Source organism: Cobetia sp. 2AS, from assembly GCF_029846355.1.
GTDB classification, from domain to species: Bacteria; Pseudomonadota; Gammaproteobacteria; order Pseudomonadales; family Halomonadaceae; genus Cobetia; species Cobetia amphilecti.
Genome location: NZ_JARWKQ010000006.1, coordinates 106,329 through 123,300 on the forward strand (window position 1 = coordinate 106,329; position 16,972 = coordinate 123,300).

Sequence of the window (16,972 nt, forward strand, 5' to 3'; positions counted from 1 at the left end):
TCGCCGTGGCTCCGTTCAACCGTCGGGCTGATCGCGCCTTATTCTTATCGAAGCGTTATGGTGTCGGTCGCCAACTCTTGCGGGTCGACCGTTCGTCTTCCGTGACAATATGGCTACTGCCAACGCCAGTGATCTCAACCACCTTGCGACACGGGCTCTTTCAGCGCCATGGCGCGAGACCGCTCTATCCAACCGCCCTGACCATTGGGCACGATTTCCACCATATCGATCTGCGTATCACCGATACGGGTGATCCTGCCGAAGTTGCTGCCCATGTGGTTGCCGACCCGCACACGCTGCACTTCCTGCTCCGGCGTCAGAATCAACGCCGAACGCGCGCCATCGACATCCAGCGTCCCGACCATGCTGAGCTGCTCCATCGGCCAGGCTTCCAGTGGTTCACGAGGGCGATCGAGGTCCGGTCGCACACCGTTGTCGACGGCCGTCAGCTCCTCTTCGGGCTCCGGCAGGCGTGATTGGAAAGGACTGCGCGCATCCGCCATGTCATAGGTGACGGGATGATACTCGGGTTGCGGCGGCAACTCCTGCACCTTGCCGGAAGGACGCCCTCTCAAGGACTCGAGCTCCCCCTCCAGCGCGCCCAGCTGCGGATCTCCACACCCCGCCAGCAGAGTGACCAGCAACACACTTCCCATCACGGTATTTCGACGTGTCATCAGGCTCATTGCTTGCCTCCTGATGTTGCCGGGGTCTGACGATAATTGTAGGTCTTGGCCAGCAGCGAAAGCTCGAGATCATCGCTGTTGGCGACCGGCGTCAGCACGAAATCATGCAGCGTCACGATGCGTGAAAGCCCCGCGACACCGGAAATGAAGGCGGCGATACGATGATAGTCGCCGCGCACCTTGATATCGAAAGGTTGTTCGACGTAGAAGTTGCGATTCTCCGCCGGCTTCAGACGAATGTACTCGACCGCCAGCTGGTTGTTGATCGCCGTCTCGCTGATGTCATCCAGCAGCGCCGGGACTTCCGCGTCGGTGGGCAGCATTTCCAGCAGCTGCCCCATGCGGGACTCCAGCTCCACCATCTGCTCGCGCATGGCCGGCAGGTTGGCGGCCTTGAACGCCTTGCTCTCGAACTGCTGGAGCAGCTGACTTTCCTGGGCACGCAGACGCTCGAGGTCTTCCGCCTTGGGCGCCGCAAGGAACCAATGGGACGCCCAGAACAGGGCGCCCAGCACGATGAGCGCCAGCACGGCCTGCAGCGTGACCGGCCAGATGCCGGCTTCCTTCAGGTCAAGATCACGAAAATCCGTCGACTTGAGGCGGCGGATTTCAGCATCGATGAAACTCATCGCCGACCTCCTTTCTTGTCATTTTCCGCATCGGCAGCGCTCAGCGCCGACCCCGTCGGGCGCTCCGGAATCATGATATTGAAGCTGCGCTGATCGTCGTCATTGCTCTGCACGTCGGAGAGCGTCGGGGTGCCGAAGGAATCCGACAGGGCAATGGCGCGCATCAGACCAGAGACCTGACGCGTGCTTTCCGCCGTGCCATTCGCCTTGAGCTGGCGCCCGCTGCGGCTGATGCTCTGATACCAGGCGCCGTCCACCAGAGACGTCACCAGCTGATTGAAGACCCGTACCGTTTCCGGACGCGAGAACTGCAGACTGCGGATCAGTTCTATCTGGTCGAGCATCTGGGTGCGGCGTGCCTCGATGTCCTCGACTTCCTTGATGTCACGATTGAGGCGGGCCATTTCCTTCTCGATGAAGGCATGGCGCTGCTGCTGCGCCTCGAGCTGGCTCTGGTAATACTCGCTCATGCCATAGCCGCCACCGATACCGATGACAGCCGCCAGTGCCAGTATGCCCATGAAGCGCTTGCTGCGCTTCTCACGCCGGTCTTCACGCCAGGAAAGCAGGTTGATCTCGATGGTCATGAGCGCTTCCTCATCGCAAGACCGCAGGCCGTGAGCATCGCCGGGGCATCGCCCGCCAGCGCCTGGATGTCGACGCGCGGATTGACGCTCATGTGAGTGAAGGGGTTGGCCATGATCACTTCAAGCCCGGTGTGCTCCGCCAGGCCTTCACGCAGCCCGACGATGGCGGCCGTACCGCCCCCGAGCAGGATACGCTGCACCTCGCGGCGCTTGCCGGCGGTGTAATAGAGCTGCAGTGAGCGTGCGATCTGCTGGATGAGCGTCTCGCGGAACGGACCCAGCACTTCGCTGTCATAGGTATCCGGCAGACCGCCACGCTTCTTGGCCAGGCCCGCCTCATCATTGGAGAGATCGAAGCGATTCATGATCTCGTCCGTCAGCTGACGCCCCCCGAAGACGGCGTCGCGACTGTAGACGATGCGACCATTCTGGATGACGTGGAAGGCGGTCATCGTCGCGCCGATATCGACGACGGCAACGCACTCTTCGTTGTCGTAGGTCGGCGGCAACTGATGACGCAGCTCGCCGAAGGCGCGCTCGAGGGAGAAGGTCTCGACATCGACGGCAGCCGGCTCGAGGCCGGCCTGGGACAGTGCCGAGGTCAGCTGATCGACGTCCAGGCTGCGACACGCCACCAGCAGCAGGTCCTGCTGATCGGGATTGCGCGGATTGACGCCCAGATGCTGGAAGTCGAACGCGACATCGTTCAGCGGAAAGGGAAAGTGCTTCTCGGACTCGAGCGCGATGCGCTGCTCGATCTCGTCATCGGCGAGATTGGCCGGGAAGCTCAGTGTCTTGGTGATGGCAGCGCTCGCGGGAACCGCGACCACAGCACGCTTCGAGCGCGGCTGTGCCTGCTCGACCGCGCGCTTGATGGCCAGCACGACTTCGTCCATGTCCCGTATACGTCGCTCGACGACTGCGCCTTCCTTGAGTGGACGCACCGCATAGCTATCGATCTGGTATCGATTTCCTTGCCTGGACAGCTCCAGGAGCTTCACGGTGGCCGACGTGATATCGACCCCGATGAGTCCCTTGCCGGCGGATTTGAGTCCCAGCAATTGGCGTTCCCCTGCTCTGATGACGATCTTGCCAGACTGGCTGGCCGCCGGTTCCCTGACGACGTTGCCGCGACACCCTCTATCATTCCAGGATGTTACATTATGTTTCCCAGAATAACACAACAGACGCGCAAGTCAGGGTTCAACGCTGGCCGCATCTGAACCCGCTACTTATAATGCCCCAGCAATGGAATTGCCAATCCCCGCGCAGCCACTCGCTTTTCTTACCCACGGACCCTGTCTTGCCCATGAAGCTATTGAGACGACTATTTTCGCCAGTGTTCTGGCTGCTGCTATCACTATGTGCCGCGGGACTTCTGGCCATCGTTGGCGCTTCGCTGTACTTCTCGCCGGGCCTGCCCGACGTCCATCAGCTTCAGGATACCAAGCTGCAGACGCCGCTGCGCATCTATACCCGCGATGGCAAGCTGATCGGCGAATACGGTGACCAGCGCCGCATCCCGGTCACCTACGACGAGATCCCCGAGACCTTCGTCGACGCCCTCCTCGCCGCCGAGGACAGCAACTTCTTCTCCCACCCGGGCATCGACCCCAAGGGGCTGGCGCGCGCGGCCGTGCAGCTGGCCTCCAGCGGCAGCATCCAGTCCGGTGGCAGTACCATCACCATGCAGGTGGCGCGCAACTATCTGCTGACGCTGGACCAGACCTTCACGCGCAAGATTCGCGAGATTCTGCTGTCGCTGCAGATGGAAGAGATCCTCTCCAAGCAGGAGATCATGGAGCTCTACGTCAACAAGATCTTCCTGGGCCATCGCGCCTACGGGATCGCCGCCGCTGCGCGCACCTACTACGACAAGTCCCTGGATGAACTGACCCTGGCCGAGCAGGCCATGCTGGCCGGCCTGCCCAAGGCGCCGTCGAGCTTCAACCCGCTGACCAACCCGCAGCGCGCACTGATCCGTCGCAACTGGATCCTGCTGCGCATGAAGGAGCTGGGCTACATCGAGCCCCAAGCCTATGACGAAGCCGTCAAGGCACCGATCACCGCGGCACGCCACTACTCCAGACCGGAAGTACAGGCACCCTACGTCGCGGAAATGGCACGCAGCTTCGCCGTCGACCGCTTCGGCGACAAGGCCTACACCGACAACGTCCGCATCACCACGACGCTGGACAGCTCGCTGCAGCCAATGGCACGTGATGCGCTGATCAAGGGGCTGATCGCCTACGATACCCGCCATGGTTGGCGCGGGGTCGAGGAATCCGACATCGCCGCCTCGCTAGCGGAAGCTCAGGACCAGACCGATCAGGCCGGCCTCGAGGAAGAACTCTCCAAGTCACCGGAAGTGCTGGAAACCGCCAAGCAGGCAGCCCAGAAGAGCGAGAAGCGCATCGCCGGCATCGACCGTGATGTCTCGAACTGGCTGAAAGTGCTCGATCGCACCCCGGATTACGGCCCGCTGAAGGCCGCCATCGTGGTGGAAAGCACCGGCAAGCAGATGAAGGCACTGCTGGCCGACGCCACGGTCGTGACCCTCGACTGGGACGGCCTGAAGTGGGCACGCGAGTACAAGAGCGCCAAATGGCGTGGTGGCGTGCCGGGTTCGGCCGCCGAGATCGCCAAGGCCGGTGATCTGGTACGCGTGATCAAGCAGGACGACGGCTACCGTCTGGGCCAGCTGCCGGACGCGCAATCCGCCATCGTCTCGCTGGACCCGGAAAGTGGCGCCATCCTCGCCCTGCAAGGTGGCTTCAGCTACTCCGCCAGCAAGTTCAACCGCGCCATCCAGGCACGCCGTCAGGCAGGCTCGATCTTCAAGCCGTTCGTCTATCTGTCCGGGCTCGAGCAGGCCGGCATGTCACCGGCGACCATCATCAACAACGCCCCCGTCGTGCTTCAGGATGGCGGCAAGGTGTGGCGTCCGGAAAATGCCGGCGGCAAGTTCACCGGCCCGACCCGTATCCGCGTTGGCCTGTATCGCTCGCTGAACCTGGTCTCCGTGCGCCTGCTGCAGACGGTCGGCCTCGACAAGACTCTCGACTTCCTGGTCAAGCTGGGCTTCCAGCGTGACGAGCTGCCCAATGGCCTGTCACTGGCCCTGGGCAGCGCCTCGCTGACCCCGCTGGAGATGGCACGCGGCTATGCCGTGCTCTCCAATGGCGGCTTCCGTGTCGAGCCCTGGTACATCGATACCATCACGCGTGGCGATGACGAGACCGACTATGAAGCGCATCCGCCGGTTGCCTGCGCCAACTGTGCGCCGGGCATGGTCACCGTCAATCGTGACGGTCGCCAGTACCCGCTGGCCGAGCGTGTCGCCTCCCCTGAATCCATGTATCTGATTCGTGACATGATGCAGGATGTCATCAAGCGCGGTACTGGCCGTGGCGCCCTGGCGCTGGGTCGTGATGACCTGGCCGGCAAGACCGGCACCACCAACGACCAGCGTGATGCCTGGTTCTCCGGCTTCAACAGCAAGCTGGTGGCCACGGTCTGGGTCGGCAAGGACTCCAATGACACCCTGGCCGAGTATGGCGCCCAGGCCGCCCTGCCCATCTGGGTCGACTACATGCGCGGCGCCCTCAAGGGCATGCCGTCCTCCACCATGGAGCGTCCGGACAACATCGTGACGGCGACCATCGACCCGGACTCTGGCAAGCGCCTGCGCAGCGGTCAGTCCGGTGGCATCAGTGAGCTATTCCGCAAGGATAATCTGCCGCCCTACCAGGAACGTACCATCCGCAAGGAGCTGGAGCAGGAAAGCGGTTCGGAAGGTACCGGAACTTTCGAGGCCATCTTCTGATCTGATCTCCAGACCTCGCCTGCCAGCCTCATCGGCAGGGGGAGAGCCCAAGGAAGAGCGGCCGCTGGTCGCTCTTCTGCCATCTGAGCATTCGCAAGGCTCCCCCGTATCGCGATCCACTGGTAGCGTCCGGATGACGCGCCAGGCCGCCTCGCTCAGCAAGCGTCATCTCGCAAGCCATATTCCCGATGATGATGTCATGCCTCAAACATGCCGGAGTTCGCATGCTTCACCCATTGCCCACACTGCGCAGGACCGCGTTTCTGTGCCTGGCCCTGCTTCCCCTCGACACGGCTGTCGCAGACGACCTCTTCTATGCGCCACCACCCGCCAGCGAGGACTCTGAGCCCTTCAGCGGCCAGGCCGAGCTGGGCTTCACCAAGCTGTCGGGCAACTCGAACAGCGAGACCCTGCTGGGCAAGACCAGCCTGTCCTGGCACCTGAAGCCCTGGACCCACACCTTCCGAGTGGAGGCCAAGCACGTCTCCAGCAGTGGCGAGACCACGACCGACAAGTACCTGGTCGGCCAGCGCGAGCGCTATGACCTCAGCGATGATCACTACGCCTTCGGGCTGCTGCGCTGGGAGAAGGAGCGCTTCTCCGGCTACAACCACCAGGTCACCTCCATCGTCGGTGAGGGCATCACGATACTGGATGGCCCCGAGCACAACCTCTCCCTCGAGGCCGGGCCGGGCTATCGCTTCGATGACATCACGGCGGGGGATCACGAGAACTACCTGCTGGGCTATGGCGCGATGGACTACCGCTGGCAGCTGTCCGACACCTCCAAGTTCGAGCAACAGTTCTCGGCGGAGGCCACGCGCGAGAACGTGATCAGTCGCAGCTATACCGCGCTGACGGTCGCCATCAATGCAAGCCTCGCTCTCAAGCTCTCGCATGAGATCGAGAACAACACCAACCCGCCCGACGAGTCGGATGCCAAGACCGACACCACCACGGCGGCCTCAATCCTCTACAGCTTCTGAGCACAGGCCTGACGCCTGCCTGCCCAGTCGCCAGTCGCTGGTGGCTCAAGGCTCGTGGTTCATGGCTGAAAGCTGCCACCAACAAAAAGCCCTCGCCGGAAACTCCGACGAGGGCTTTTTCATGTCTTGCGTCGCTTCAGCGACACCGCCAACCGGCCATTCGACCGCTGACGCTTAACCGTAGACCTGATCCGTGCTGGTCAGCGGGTAGTGCGCCGGGTACGGCTTGCGCGCGACACCGGAATCGATGGCCGCCTGGGCCACGGCGGCCGGCAGACGCTCGAGCAGACGCGAGTCCATCGGCGTCGGGATGATGTAACCCGGGCCGAATTCGAGGCTGTCGATCTCGTAGGCATCCAGCACATCCTGGCTGACCGGCTCACGCGCCAGGTCTTTCAGGGCGTGAACGGCGGCCAGCTTCATCTCTTCATTGATGCGCGTCGCACGCACGTCCAGCGCGCCACGGAAGATGAACGGGAAGCCCAGCACGTTGTTGACCTGGTTCGGGTAGTCGGAGCGACCTGTCGCCATGATGACGTCCGGGCGTGCTTCGCGAGCGGTATCCGGATGAATTTCCGGATCCGGGTTGGAGCAGGCGAATACGATCGGGTTGGCGGCCATCTTCTTGAGCTGCTCTGCCTTGAGCAGGTTCGGGCCGGACAGACCGACGAAGACGTCGGCGCCATCGATGGCGTCGTCCAGGGTGCGCAGCTCGGTCTCGGTGGCGAACATCGCCTTGTACTGGTTCAGGTCATCACGGCCGCTGTGGATCACGCCCTTGCGGTCGAGCATGAAGATGTTCTCGACCTTGGCACCACTGGCCACCAGCAGCTTCATGCAGGCGATGGCGGCAGCGCCGGCGCCCAGGCAGACGATACGCGCGTCTTCCAGCTTCTTGCCGGCGATATCCAGGGCGTTGAGCATGCCGGCCGCGGTGACGATGGCGGTACCGTGCTGGTCGTCATGGAAGACCGGGATGTTGCACTGCTCGATCAGCGCCTGCTCGACTTCAAAGCATTCCGGCGCCTTGATGTCTTCCAGGTTGATGCCACCGTAGGTGGTGTGGATGCGGCGCACGGTATCGATGAAGGCCTGCGGGCTTTCCGCATCGATCTCGACATCGACGGAGTTGATGCCGGCGAAGCGCTTGAACAACACGCCCTTGCCTTCCATGACCGGCTTGGAAGCCAGCGGACCAAGGTTGCCCAGCCCAAGGATGGCAGTCCCGTCAGAGATGACCGCGACCAGATTGCCCTTGCCGGTGTACAGGTAGGCATTTTCCGGGTCGGCGGCGATTTCGCGGCACGGCTCGGCAACGCCCGGGCTGTAGGCCAGCGCCAGGTGCTTGGCGGTCTCGGTCGGCTTGGTCAGCTCGATGGAGAGCTTTCCGGGAATCGGTTCGGCGTGATATTGCAGTGCTGCTTTCTTCATGGCATCAGACATGCGTGTCATCCGGTATTTTGGCGGGGGGTTGGCTGCTCCAGAATATAGAAAAAGACACCTCTGAACAACCGACGCAACTTGCTGTTATTCATGACTTTAAAACGTTCGTTTAAAAAATATTTTAGCCATTCGTCTAACATTATGGATGCCCTACTCAGCTATAAACCTTTCCTTATCGCTGACCGGCTTTCACGCCGATTTCGGCCCGAGATGACGCCACGATTCGCGCAAGATCCTCGATTTTCGACCGTTCGCTGACGCAACCCGCCATTCCGGCGCGCTTGATGCAGAGGCAGAGCAGAAAAAGTGCCAAATCGGAAACAATAATCCTTCCCGGCAAGCGCAGCGCAGGGGCGACATCTCCGCAAGACCATCACGACAAGGGCATCCCGGGCCGGCTGGCGTGGTCGCGGCTCTCTTCAGGGTGGTCTGAACGACAGGCACAAAAAAACCCGCTCGTGAGCGGGTTTTTCGTCCATGACGCTGCAAGATGCGCAGCGCCATGAAAGCGACAAGCAGCTGAAGGTATCAGCGCTTGATGGCAGCACCGAAACGCTTGTTGAAGCGCTCGACGCGACCACCGGTGGTAGCCTGCTTCTGCTTGCCGGTGTAGAACGGGTGGCACTCGGAGCACACGTCAAGCGCGAAAGTCTGCTTGGAAGTGGTACCGATTTCGTGCTGCGCGCCGCAGGAGCAAGTTGCGGTCTGGCGCTGGTAGTCCGGATGGATACCCTGTTTCATGATGTGTAACCTCAGGTCGCTGTGCACCGCCACCTGATCACTTGCCAGGCACCGTACACGGGTTTTGGATTGAACCGGTCATTCCGCCGTTTCCGACGGAAGGCCGCGTATTTTACCAGTCATCTGCCGCAAGACCAAACTTTGTGACGTTTATTGCGGGCAACACTCTGTAGACTGCGTGCCACGGCATATCCCCGTTTTACTGAACGCCTCATATCACCTCATATCCGGATACCTTGCGTGCCTGACACTACCGACAAGACTGCGACTCACCTGCCGGGACGTGTGCTGGGCATCGCGATTCCCGGCCCGCTGCGCGATCTGTTCGACTACCTGCCATCCCGCCAGCCGCCTCGTCAAGGCTGGCAGGTGGGCCTGCGCGTGCGCGTCGAATTCGGGCGTCGCCAGCTGGTCGGGGTGATCGCCGAGCTGCGCAGCGACTCAAGCTTCCCCATCGACAAGCTCAAGCCTGTCAGCGAAGTCATCGATGACGAACCGCTGCCGGCCGACTGGTTGTGGATATGTCAGTTTACCGCGCGCTATTACCAGCACTCGCTCGGCGACACCTTCGCCCAGGCGATGCCCTCGTTGCTGCGTCAGGGGCGCGCCCTCGAGGCGCGTACCCGTGAGCGTTGGACGCTGACCGACAAGGGCCGCGCCACCGAGCCGGCAAGCCTGGGGCGAGCCACCCGCCAGATCGCGTTGCTGGAGCTGCTCGCTCAGCATCGTCATGGCCTGGTGCACAGCGCCATCACCGCCCAGGGCTTCACCCGCCAGCAGCTGGAGACCCTGCGCGGCCGCGGCTACATCGAATCCCGTGAGGAGCCGGTGACTGGCGCCACGCCGGAGCAGGCCAACAAGGGCGTGCTCGCCGAACCCGGCCTGGCCCTCAATGATGAGCAGGGTCGCGCCCTCTCGCGTCTGCATGAGGGCCTGAACCGCTTCTCGCCCACGCTGCTGGAGGGCGTGACCGGCTCCGGCAAGACCGAGGTCTACCTGCAATTGATCGAGGCGGTGCTGGACCGCGGCGGCCAGGCGCTGGTGCTGGTGCCCGAGATCGGCCTGACTCCCCAGACGCTGGAGCGCTTCCGCAGACGCTTCCGCGTGCCGCAGGTGATGCTGCACTCCGGCGTCAGCGATGGTGAACGCCTCGATGGCTTCGAAGCCGCGCGCTGCGGCCGGGCGCGCATCGTGATCGGTACCCGCTCCGCCATCTTCACGCCGATGGCCAGACTCGGCGTGATCATCGTCGACGAGGAGCACGACGGCTCCTTCAAGCAACAGGACGGCCTGCGCTATCACGCCCGCGATCTGGCGCTGGTGCGCGGCAAGCAGGAAGGCATACCAGTAGTGCTCGGCAGCGCCACGCCGTCTCTTGAGAGCCTGCGCCATGCACGCGAGGGGCGCTTCACGCATCTGCACCTGCATCAGCGCGCCGGTCGCAGCCAGCCGGCCCGACTGCATCCCGTCGACCTGCGCGGCCGCATGACGCTGGGCGGCCTCTCGACCCAGAGTCTGGAGGCGATCGAGAAGCGCCTCGCCCAGGGCGATCAGGTGCTGGTGTTCATCAATCGGCGTGGCTTCGCGCCGACCCTGACCTGCCATGCCTGCGGCTGGATCGCCGAATGCGACAACTGCGATGCCCGCATGACCCTGCATCGTCATCCACCCCAGCTGACCTGCCACCACTGCGAGCGCACCCGCCCGCTGCCGGATGCCTGCCCGGCGTGTGGCAGCGGAGATGTTCGCCCGCAGGGCGCGGGCACCGAGCGTACCGAAGAGCTGCTCGGCGAGAAATTCCCCGATGTGCCGGTGCTGCGCATCGACCGCGACAGCACCCAGCGCAAGGACGCCATGAGCGAGGCGCTGGCGGTGATCCGGCGTGGCGAGCCCTGCCTGCTGGTCGGCACCCAGATGCTGGCCAAGGGCCACCACTTCCCCCACGTCACCTTGGTGGTGGTGGTCAATGCCGACAGCGGCCTCTATGCCGCCGACTTCCGCGCACTTGAGCAGTCCGCGCAGCTGCTGGTGCAGGTCGCGGGGCGTGCCGGACGCGCCGAGCGCCCCGGTGAGGTGTTGATCCAGACCCGCCACCCGGAAGACCCCAACCTGCTGACGCTGATTCAGGCCGGCTACCCGCAGCTGGCGGGGGAATTGCTCGAGGAGCGCCGCATCGCCCAGCTGCCGCCGTTCAGCCATCTGGCGCTGCTGCGCGCCGAGGCCACTGACCAGCAGCAGGTCGAGCAGTGGCTGTTGAAGGTCGGTGGCGCCCTGCGCCAGCACGTCGAGGCTGCCAATCTCAAGGTGGATTGCCTCGGCCCGGTGCCCGCACCGATGGAGCGTCGCCAGAATCGCTATCACGCCCAATTGCTGTTGCGCTGTGCGAAACGCGGCCCATTGCATGAAGCGGCGGCCTGGCTGGTGACGCTCTGCGAGCAGGACCGCGACGCGCGCCGCCTGCGCTGGTCGCTGGATGTCGATCCCATCGGCATGGCCTGAGTGATACGCAAGCGGCGTGACAGCCCTCTACGCCGCTTGCGATGAACTGACCACTATCCCTGCAGGGCGCGGAATGCGGCGCGATTGATCACGACGGTTTATGCAAGCCGCAGGATCGGTGATAATGCCCGCCATCGTGCAGCGACATCCGCACTCCCCCATTGCCCGCAGGCCTGATGCCTGCAACCGCCTGCTGTATGGCACGCGGTGCGACCCGAGCCGTGAAGAGACCGATATTCCATGAAAGAGACGATCATCGAACTGCTGGGCCAGGCCCTGGAAACCCTCAAGGCCGACGGCACCCTGCCCGCCGACGCCAGCCCGCAGATCAAGGTCGACCCGACCAAGGACAAGAGCCACGGCGACTACGCCAGCAATCTGGCGATGATGACGTCCAAGGCCGCCGGCATGAAGCCGCGCGATCTGGCCGAGAAGCTGATCGCGGCGCTGCCGGCCTCCGATGCCGTCTCCAAGGTCGAGATCGCCGGCCCCGGCTTCCTGAACTTCTTCGCTGATACCGGTGCGGTAGCCGATATCGTGCGTCGCGTCTTCAGCGAAAGCGACAGCTTCGGTCACAGCGACGTGGGTGCCGGCGAGAAGGTGCAGGTCGAGTTCGTCTCCGCCAACCCGACCGGCCCGCTGCACGTCGGTCACGGTCGCGGTGCCGCGGTCGGCGACGTGCTGTGCCGCCTGCTGGCCGCCACCGGTCACGACGTCACGCGCGAGTTCTACTACAACGACGCCGGCGCCCAGATCAACAATCTGGCGCTCTCCGTCCAGGCGCGCGCCAAGGGCCTGGGCCCGGACGATGCCAGCTGGCCGGCCGATGGCTATCGCGGTGACTACATCAGCGAACTGGCCGCCTCCTACATGGCCGGCGACACCGTCGAAGCCGATGGCAAGCAGGTGACCGGTGCCGCGGACCCCGATGACCTGGAGGCCATCCGCGTCTTCGCCGTCGCCTACCTGCGCCACGAGCAGGATCTCGACCTCAAGGCCTTCGGCGTCGAATTCGATGTCTACTTCCTCGAGTCCTCGCTCTACAGCGACGGCAAGGTCGAAGAGACCGTCAAGCGCCTGGTCGACAACGGCTACACCTACGAAGACGACGGTGCCCTGTGGCTGCGCACTACCGACTTCGGTGATGACAAGGACCGCGTGATGCGCAAGCGTGACGGCGGTTACACCTACTTCCTGCCCGACGTCGCCTACCACCTCGACAAGTGGCAGCGAGGCTTCACCCAGGTCATCAACGAGCAGGGTGCCGATCACCACTCCACCGTGACCCGCGTGCGTGCCGGTCTGCAGGCTCTGCAGGCGGACATTCCCAAGGGCTGGCCGGACTACGTGCTGCACCAGATGGTCACCGTGATGCGCTCCGGCGAGGAAGTGAAGCTGTCCAAGCGTGCCGGCAGCTACGTGACCCTGCGCGACCTGATCGAGGAAGTCGGCCGCGACGCGACCCGCTACTTCCTGGCCGCACGTCGCGCCGACTCCCAGCTGACCTTCGACATCGACCTGGCGCGCTCCCAGTCCAATGACAACCCGGTCTACTACATCCAGTACGCTCACGCCCGCGTGCACAGCGTGCTGCGCAAGGCCAGCCGCGAAGAGAAGCCCTTCGACGAAGCCCTGGCCATGGCGCAGCTCACCCTGCTGACCAGTGACCAGGAAAAGGCCGTGATGAATCGCATGGCGCAGTTCCCGGACGTCGTCGCCCACGCCGCCAAGGTGCGCGAGCCGCAGCAGGTCGCCCAGTACCTGCAGGACCTCTCCTCCGACTTCCACACCTGCTACAACGCGGTGAAGGTGATGGTCGAGGACGACGCGACCCGCAATGCGCGCATGGCGCTGGGTCTGGCGACCGCTCAGGTCATCCGCAACGGCCTGGCCCTGCTGGGTGTCAGCGCTCCCGAGGAGATGTAAGCCATGGCTGCTCGCCGCCCCGCCAACAAGAAGCCCGCCTCCCGCCAGGGGGCGAGCCCCCGTCGGCAACCCGCTGCCAGCCAGAGTCGTGGTCTGCCCGGCTGGCTGTGGGGCATCATCGGCCTGATCGCCGGCTTCGCTCTCGCGCAGTACTTCGAGAAACAGGCCCCGCGTCTGCCGGTCGCGGCCATCGTGCCCAAGGCCAACACGCAGCAGAACGGGCAGCAGAACGGGCAGCAGGCCGCCAAGCAGGGCAACCAGCAGCAGAAGGAAGCCCCCGAAGAGTCCGCCGGCAACATGCCGACCTTCGAGTTCTACACCCTGCTGCCGGAAACCGAGGTGATCGCGCCCAAGGTGGATGAGTACAAGTCCACGCCGCGTCCGGGCAGCGCCGAGAGCACCAAGAAGTCCGAGGCCTCGCTGACCAACTACATGTTGCAGGCGGCGTCCTTCCGCGAAATGAGCGATGCCAAGAAGCTGGCCGGCAAGCTCAAGGACCTTGGCCTGCTGGCCAAGGTCAGTGACGTCAATGCCTCCGGTGGCACCGTCTGGCACCGGGTGCAGGTCGGTCCCTACAAGGACACCCGCGAGCTCAATCGCGCCCAGGACCTGATGAACACCCAGGGCATCGAGCCCTTGTTGATCAAGCTGCAGTAAGCCAGGCGTGAGCCTTGCGACAGACGGGCCCGCTCATTTTTGAGCGGGCCCGTTGCATGAGGGCACAGACCAGGGCCGATCGCAGTCAACGCTGAGTCGCCGATGACTTGAAACCCGTATCGGCGCCCCCATCTACAGCATTCCGGTGAGATATCAGGCCCGCGTGCCGCCCATCAGGCGGTGCAGGATCGCGGCAAGCAGTGGCAAGCGCCAGGCTGACGATCACCACCCGTTTTACGCGACGAGGCTACGGCCTCGTCTGCCCAGAAATGCCATGCCCGGCCCCGTTCACCTTATTCCAATCGCCGGCATGCTCTCTCAGGAGTTATCCATGACCACGATCGTCTCCGTGCGTCGCAACGGCCAGGTCGCCCTGGCTGGTGACGGCCAGGTATCCCTTGGCAACACTGTCATGAAAGGCAACGCCGCCAAGGTACGTCGTCTGTATCGCAATCAGGTACTGGCCGGTTTCGCCGGTGGTACCGCCGATGCCTTCACGCTGTTCGAACGCTTCGAAGCGCAGCTCGAGAAGTATCAGGGCCAGTTGGTGAAGTCCGCCGTGGAGCTTGCCAAGGAGTGGCGCTCAGACCGCGCCCTGCGCAAGCTTGAGGCCATGCTGGTAGTCGCCGACAAGCACGCCTCCTTGATCATCACCGGCAACGGTGACGTGGTCGAGCCCGAGCACGGCGTGCTGGCCATCGGCTCCGGTGGCAACTATGCCGAGGCCGCTGCCCGCGCCCTGATCGAGAATACCGAGCTTTCCGCCCGCGAGATCACCGAGAAGTCCATCTCCATCGCGGCCGATATCTGCGTCTTCACCAACCACAATGCCATCATCGAGGAGCTGTCCTGAGATGTCCCAGATGACCCCGAAGGAAATCGTCAACGCCCTCGATCAGCACATCGTCGGCCAGCCTGAAGCCAAGCGCGCCGTGGCGGTTGCCATGCGCAACCGCTGGCGCCGCATGCAGCTCGATGACGATCTGCGCCCGGAGGTCACGCCGAAGAACATCCTGATGATCGGCCCGACCGGTGTCGGCAAGACCGAGATCGCCCGTCGTCTGGCCAAGCTGGCCGGCGCGCCCTTCCTCAAGATCGAGGCGACCAAGTTCACCGAGGTCGGCTATGTCGGCCGTGACGTGGAATCCATCATCCGCGACCTGGTCGAGGTCGCGATGAAGCTGGTGCGTGAAGACGCCATGAAGGAAGTGCGCGACAAGGCCGAAGATGCCGCCGAAGAGCGCATCCTCGACGCCCTGCTGCCGCGTGTGCGTGGTGAAGAGTACGACGCTGCCGCCAACAACAGCAGCACGCGCCAGATGTTCCGCAAGAAGCTGCGCGAAGGCCAGCTGGATGACAAGGAAATCGACATCGAGCTGAGCCCGGCCAGCCAGAGTCTCGATTTCGCCACCCCGCCGGGGATGGAAGAGATGACCAGCCAGCTGCAGTCCATGTTCTCCAACATGGGCAAGCAGCAGAAAGAGAGCCGTCGCATCACCGTCAAGGAAGCGCTCAAGCTGGTTCACGAGGAAGAAGCGGCCAGAATGGTCAGCGATGAAGACCTCAAGAGCCGTGCCATCGAGGCCGTCGAACAGAACGGCATCGTCTTCCTCGACGAGATCGACAAGGTCGCCAAGCGTGGCGAATCCGGCAGTGGCGGTGATGTGTCCCGCGAAGGCGTGCAGCGCGATCTGCTGCCGCTGATCGAGGGCTCCACCGTGTCCACCAAGCACGGCATGGTCAAGACCGACCACATCCTGTTCATCGCCTCCGGTGCCTTCCACCTGTCCAAGCCGTCGGACATGATTCCGGAGCTGCAGGGCCGTCTGCCGATCCGCGTCGAGCTCAACGCCCTGACACCGGAAGACTTCAAGCGCATCCTGACCGAGCCGTCCGCCGCCCTGATCCGTCAGTACAAGGCATTGCTGGCGACCGAAGGTGTCGAGCTGAGCTTCGCGGATGACGCCATCGAGCGCATCGCGCAGATTGCCTATCAGGTCAACGAAGGCACCGAGAACATCGGCGCCCGTCGTCTGCACACCGTGATGGAGCGTCTGCTGGAAGAGATCTCCTACGAGGGTGGCGATCAGCCCGGCGAACTCAAGGTCGATGCCGCCTACGTCGATGCCCGCCTGGGTGATCTGGCGCGTGATGAAGACCTGTCGCGCTACATCCTCTGACGACACGCTCACGCGCCTGACAGCCCCTCATGGAAGCCAGTCCCGTTCCTGAGGGGACTTCTGACGCCCGATCCGGCTTGGCCCGGATCGGGCGTCAGTGCATCATGCGCACAAGACACATCGACCGGCCAAGCGCCGCGCTCGACGCCTATCTGCCTTCGCCATGCCGCCCTGCGCCCCACGCTGCCGTGCGGCATGCAAGCCCGAGGATGCCCCGATGAGCCACGACACTCCCAAGGACGCCGCCGCGTCCCACGACGCTGATACCAGCGGCCAGCAGCGCGACTACCGCCTCAACGAGCGCCATGCCCGTGATGGCGAAGAGGCCCCGGTACCGACGCGCGTGCACTACCACAAGTCAGAGCGCGAACTGGAACTGGGCTACGCCGATGGCCAGAGCTTCCGCCTGAGCACCGAATTCCTGCGCGTGATGTCGCCGTCGGCGGAAGTGCGTGGCCACGGTGTCGGCCAGGAAACCCTGCAGGTCGGCATGCGCTACGTCGGGCTGACCAACATCACCCAGAGCGGCCGCTACGCGCTGAAGCTGCACTTCGATGATGGCCATGACAGCGGCCTGTATACCTGGGAATACCTGTGGGAACTGGCCAATCGCCGCGACGCCATGTGGGCCTACTACCTGCGCCAGCTGGAAGAGGTCGGCGCCTCGCGCGAACCACTGGGCATTCCGCTCAACCAGCTGTAAGCCACTGATGCCACTGGGCGCGGCAAGATGTCCGAGTCGACGTCTTGCCAAAAGACAGCCCGCTGGCCAGCGGTTACAATCGAGCCACTGCGAAAGCTCACCATATTGT

At 63.6% G+C, this 16,972-nt stretch carries 14 protein-coding genes; 8 read left to right on the forward strand and 6 right to left on the reverse strand.

Features of this window, described 5'->3' with window-relative positions; all coding sequences use genetic code 11:
* Window positions 1–134: 134 nt before the first annotated feature.
* Genes QD356_RS15280 through pilM form a run of 4 tightly spaced genes read right to left on the reverse strand, consistent with a single transcriptional unit; the run spans window position 135 to window position 2,963 of the window.
* A complete protein-coding gene (locus QD356_RS15280) occupies window positions 135–686 on the reverse strand; it encodes a pilus assembly protein PilP (RefSeq protein WP_192839155.1) in 552 nt (183 codons plus the stop codon).
* Window positions 683–1,315, reverse strand: coding sequence for a type 4a pilus biogenesis protein PilO (locus QD356_RS15285; RefSeq protein WP_043332958.1), 633 nt, complete (start codon window positions 1,313–1,315; stop codon window positions 683–685). The genes QD356_RS15280 and QD356_RS15285 overlap by 4 nt, the downstream gene beginning before the upstream one ends.
* On the reverse strand, window positions 1,312–1,902 hold the full coding sequence (locus QD356_RS15290; protein WP_064503256.1) for a PilN domain-containing protein: 591 nt from the start codon (window positions 1,900–1,902) through the stop codon (window positions 1,312–1,314). The genes QD356_RS15285 and QD356_RS15290 overlap by 4 nt, the downstream gene beginning before the upstream one ends.
* Window positions 1,899–2,963, reverse strand: a complete 1,065-nt coding sequence (gene pilM, locus QD356_RS15295) for a type IV pilus assembly protein PilM (RefSeq protein ID WP_107335932.1) — start codon at window positions 2,961–2,963, stop codon at window positions 1,899–1,901. The genes QD356_RS15290 and pilM overlap by 4 nt, the downstream gene beginning before the upstream one ends.
* Window positions 2,964–3,211: 248 nt before the next feature.
* Here pilM and QD356_RS15300 point away from each other — a divergent pair, with 248 nt between their 5' ends.
* Both QD356_RS15300 and QD356_RS15305 read left to right on the forward strand, forming a co-directional pair.
* Window positions 3,212–5,728: a penicillin-binding protein 1A gene (locus QD356_RS15300; RefSeq protein ID WP_192839156.1), complete on the forward strand. Its 2,517-nt coding sequence runs from the start codon at window positions 3,212–3,214 to the stop codon at window positions 5,726–5,728.
* 224 nt (window positions 5,729–5,952) lie between these two features.
* Window positions 5,953–6,714, forward strand: a complete 762-nt coding sequence (locus QD356_RS15305) for a DUF481 domain-containing protein (RefSeq protein WP_043332961.1) — start codon at window positions 5,953–5,955, stop codon at window positions 6,712–6,714.
* A gap of 174 nt (window positions 6,715–6,888) precedes the next feature.
* On the opposite strand, the gene QD356_RS15310 is transcribed toward QD356_RS15305, so the two are convergent.
* A complete protein-coding gene (locus tag QD356_RS15310) occupies window positions 6,889–8,157 on the reverse strand; it encodes a malic enzyme-like NAD(P)-binding protein (protein WP_192839157.1) in 1,269 nt (422 codons plus the stop codon).
* A 528-nt stretch (window positions 8,158–8,685) separates the two neighbouring features.
* Window positions 8,686–8,898, reverse strand: a complete 213-nt coding sequence (gene rpmE, locus QD356_RS15315) for a 50S ribosomal protein L31 (RefSeq protein WP_054556509.1) — start codon at window positions 8,896–8,898, stop codon at window positions 8,686–8,688.
* A 240-nt stretch (window positions 8,899–9,138) separates the two neighbouring features.
* Between rpmE and QD356_RS15320 the strand changes: the two genes are divergently transcribed.
* From QD356_RS15320 to QD356_RS15345, 6 genes are all read left to right on the forward strand, one after another.
* Entirely contained in the window at window positions 9,139–11,397 is a 2,259-nt protein-coding gene (locus QD356_RS15320; protein WP_279878250.1) for a primosomal protein N', read from the forward strand.
* Between the two features lie 240 nt (window positions 11,398–11,637).
* Window positions 11,638–13,323, forward strand: a complete 1,686-nt coding sequence (argS, locus tag QD356_RS15325; RefSeq protein ID WP_043332965.1) for an arginine--tRNA ligase — start codon at window positions 11,638–11,640, stop codon at window positions 13,321–13,323.
* 3 nt (window positions 13,324–13,326) lie between these two features.
* On the forward strand, window positions 13,327–13,980 hold the full coding sequence (locus tag QD356_RS15330) for an SPOR domain-containing protein (RefSeq protein ID WP_043332968.1): 654 nt from the start codon (window positions 13,327–13,329) through the stop codon (window positions 13,978–13,980).
* A gap of 331 nt (window positions 13,981–14,311) precedes the next feature.
* Complete coding sequence (hslV, locus tag QD356_RS15335; protein ID WP_043332970.1) at window positions 14,312–14,833, forward strand: ATP-dependent protease subunit HslV; 522 nt, start codon at window positions 14,312–14,314, stop codon at window positions 14,831–14,833.
* Between the two features lies 1 nt (window position 14,834).
* The gene (gene hslU / locus QD356_RS15340) at window positions 14,835–16,160 is read left to right on the forward strand and encodes an ATP-dependent protease ATPase subunit HslU (protein ID WP_043332972.1); all 1,326 of its coding nucleotides are present in this window, start codon (window positions 14,835–14,837) and stop codon (window positions 16,158–16,160) included.
* Between the two features lie 343 nt (window positions 16,161–16,503).
* Complete coding sequence (locus QD356_RS15345) at window positions 16,504–16,863, forward strand: DUF971 domain-containing protein (protein WP_279878295.1); 360 nt, start codon at window positions 16,504–16,506, stop codon at window positions 16,861–16,863.
* The last annotated feature ends 109 nt before the right edge of the window (window positions 16,864–16,972 follow it).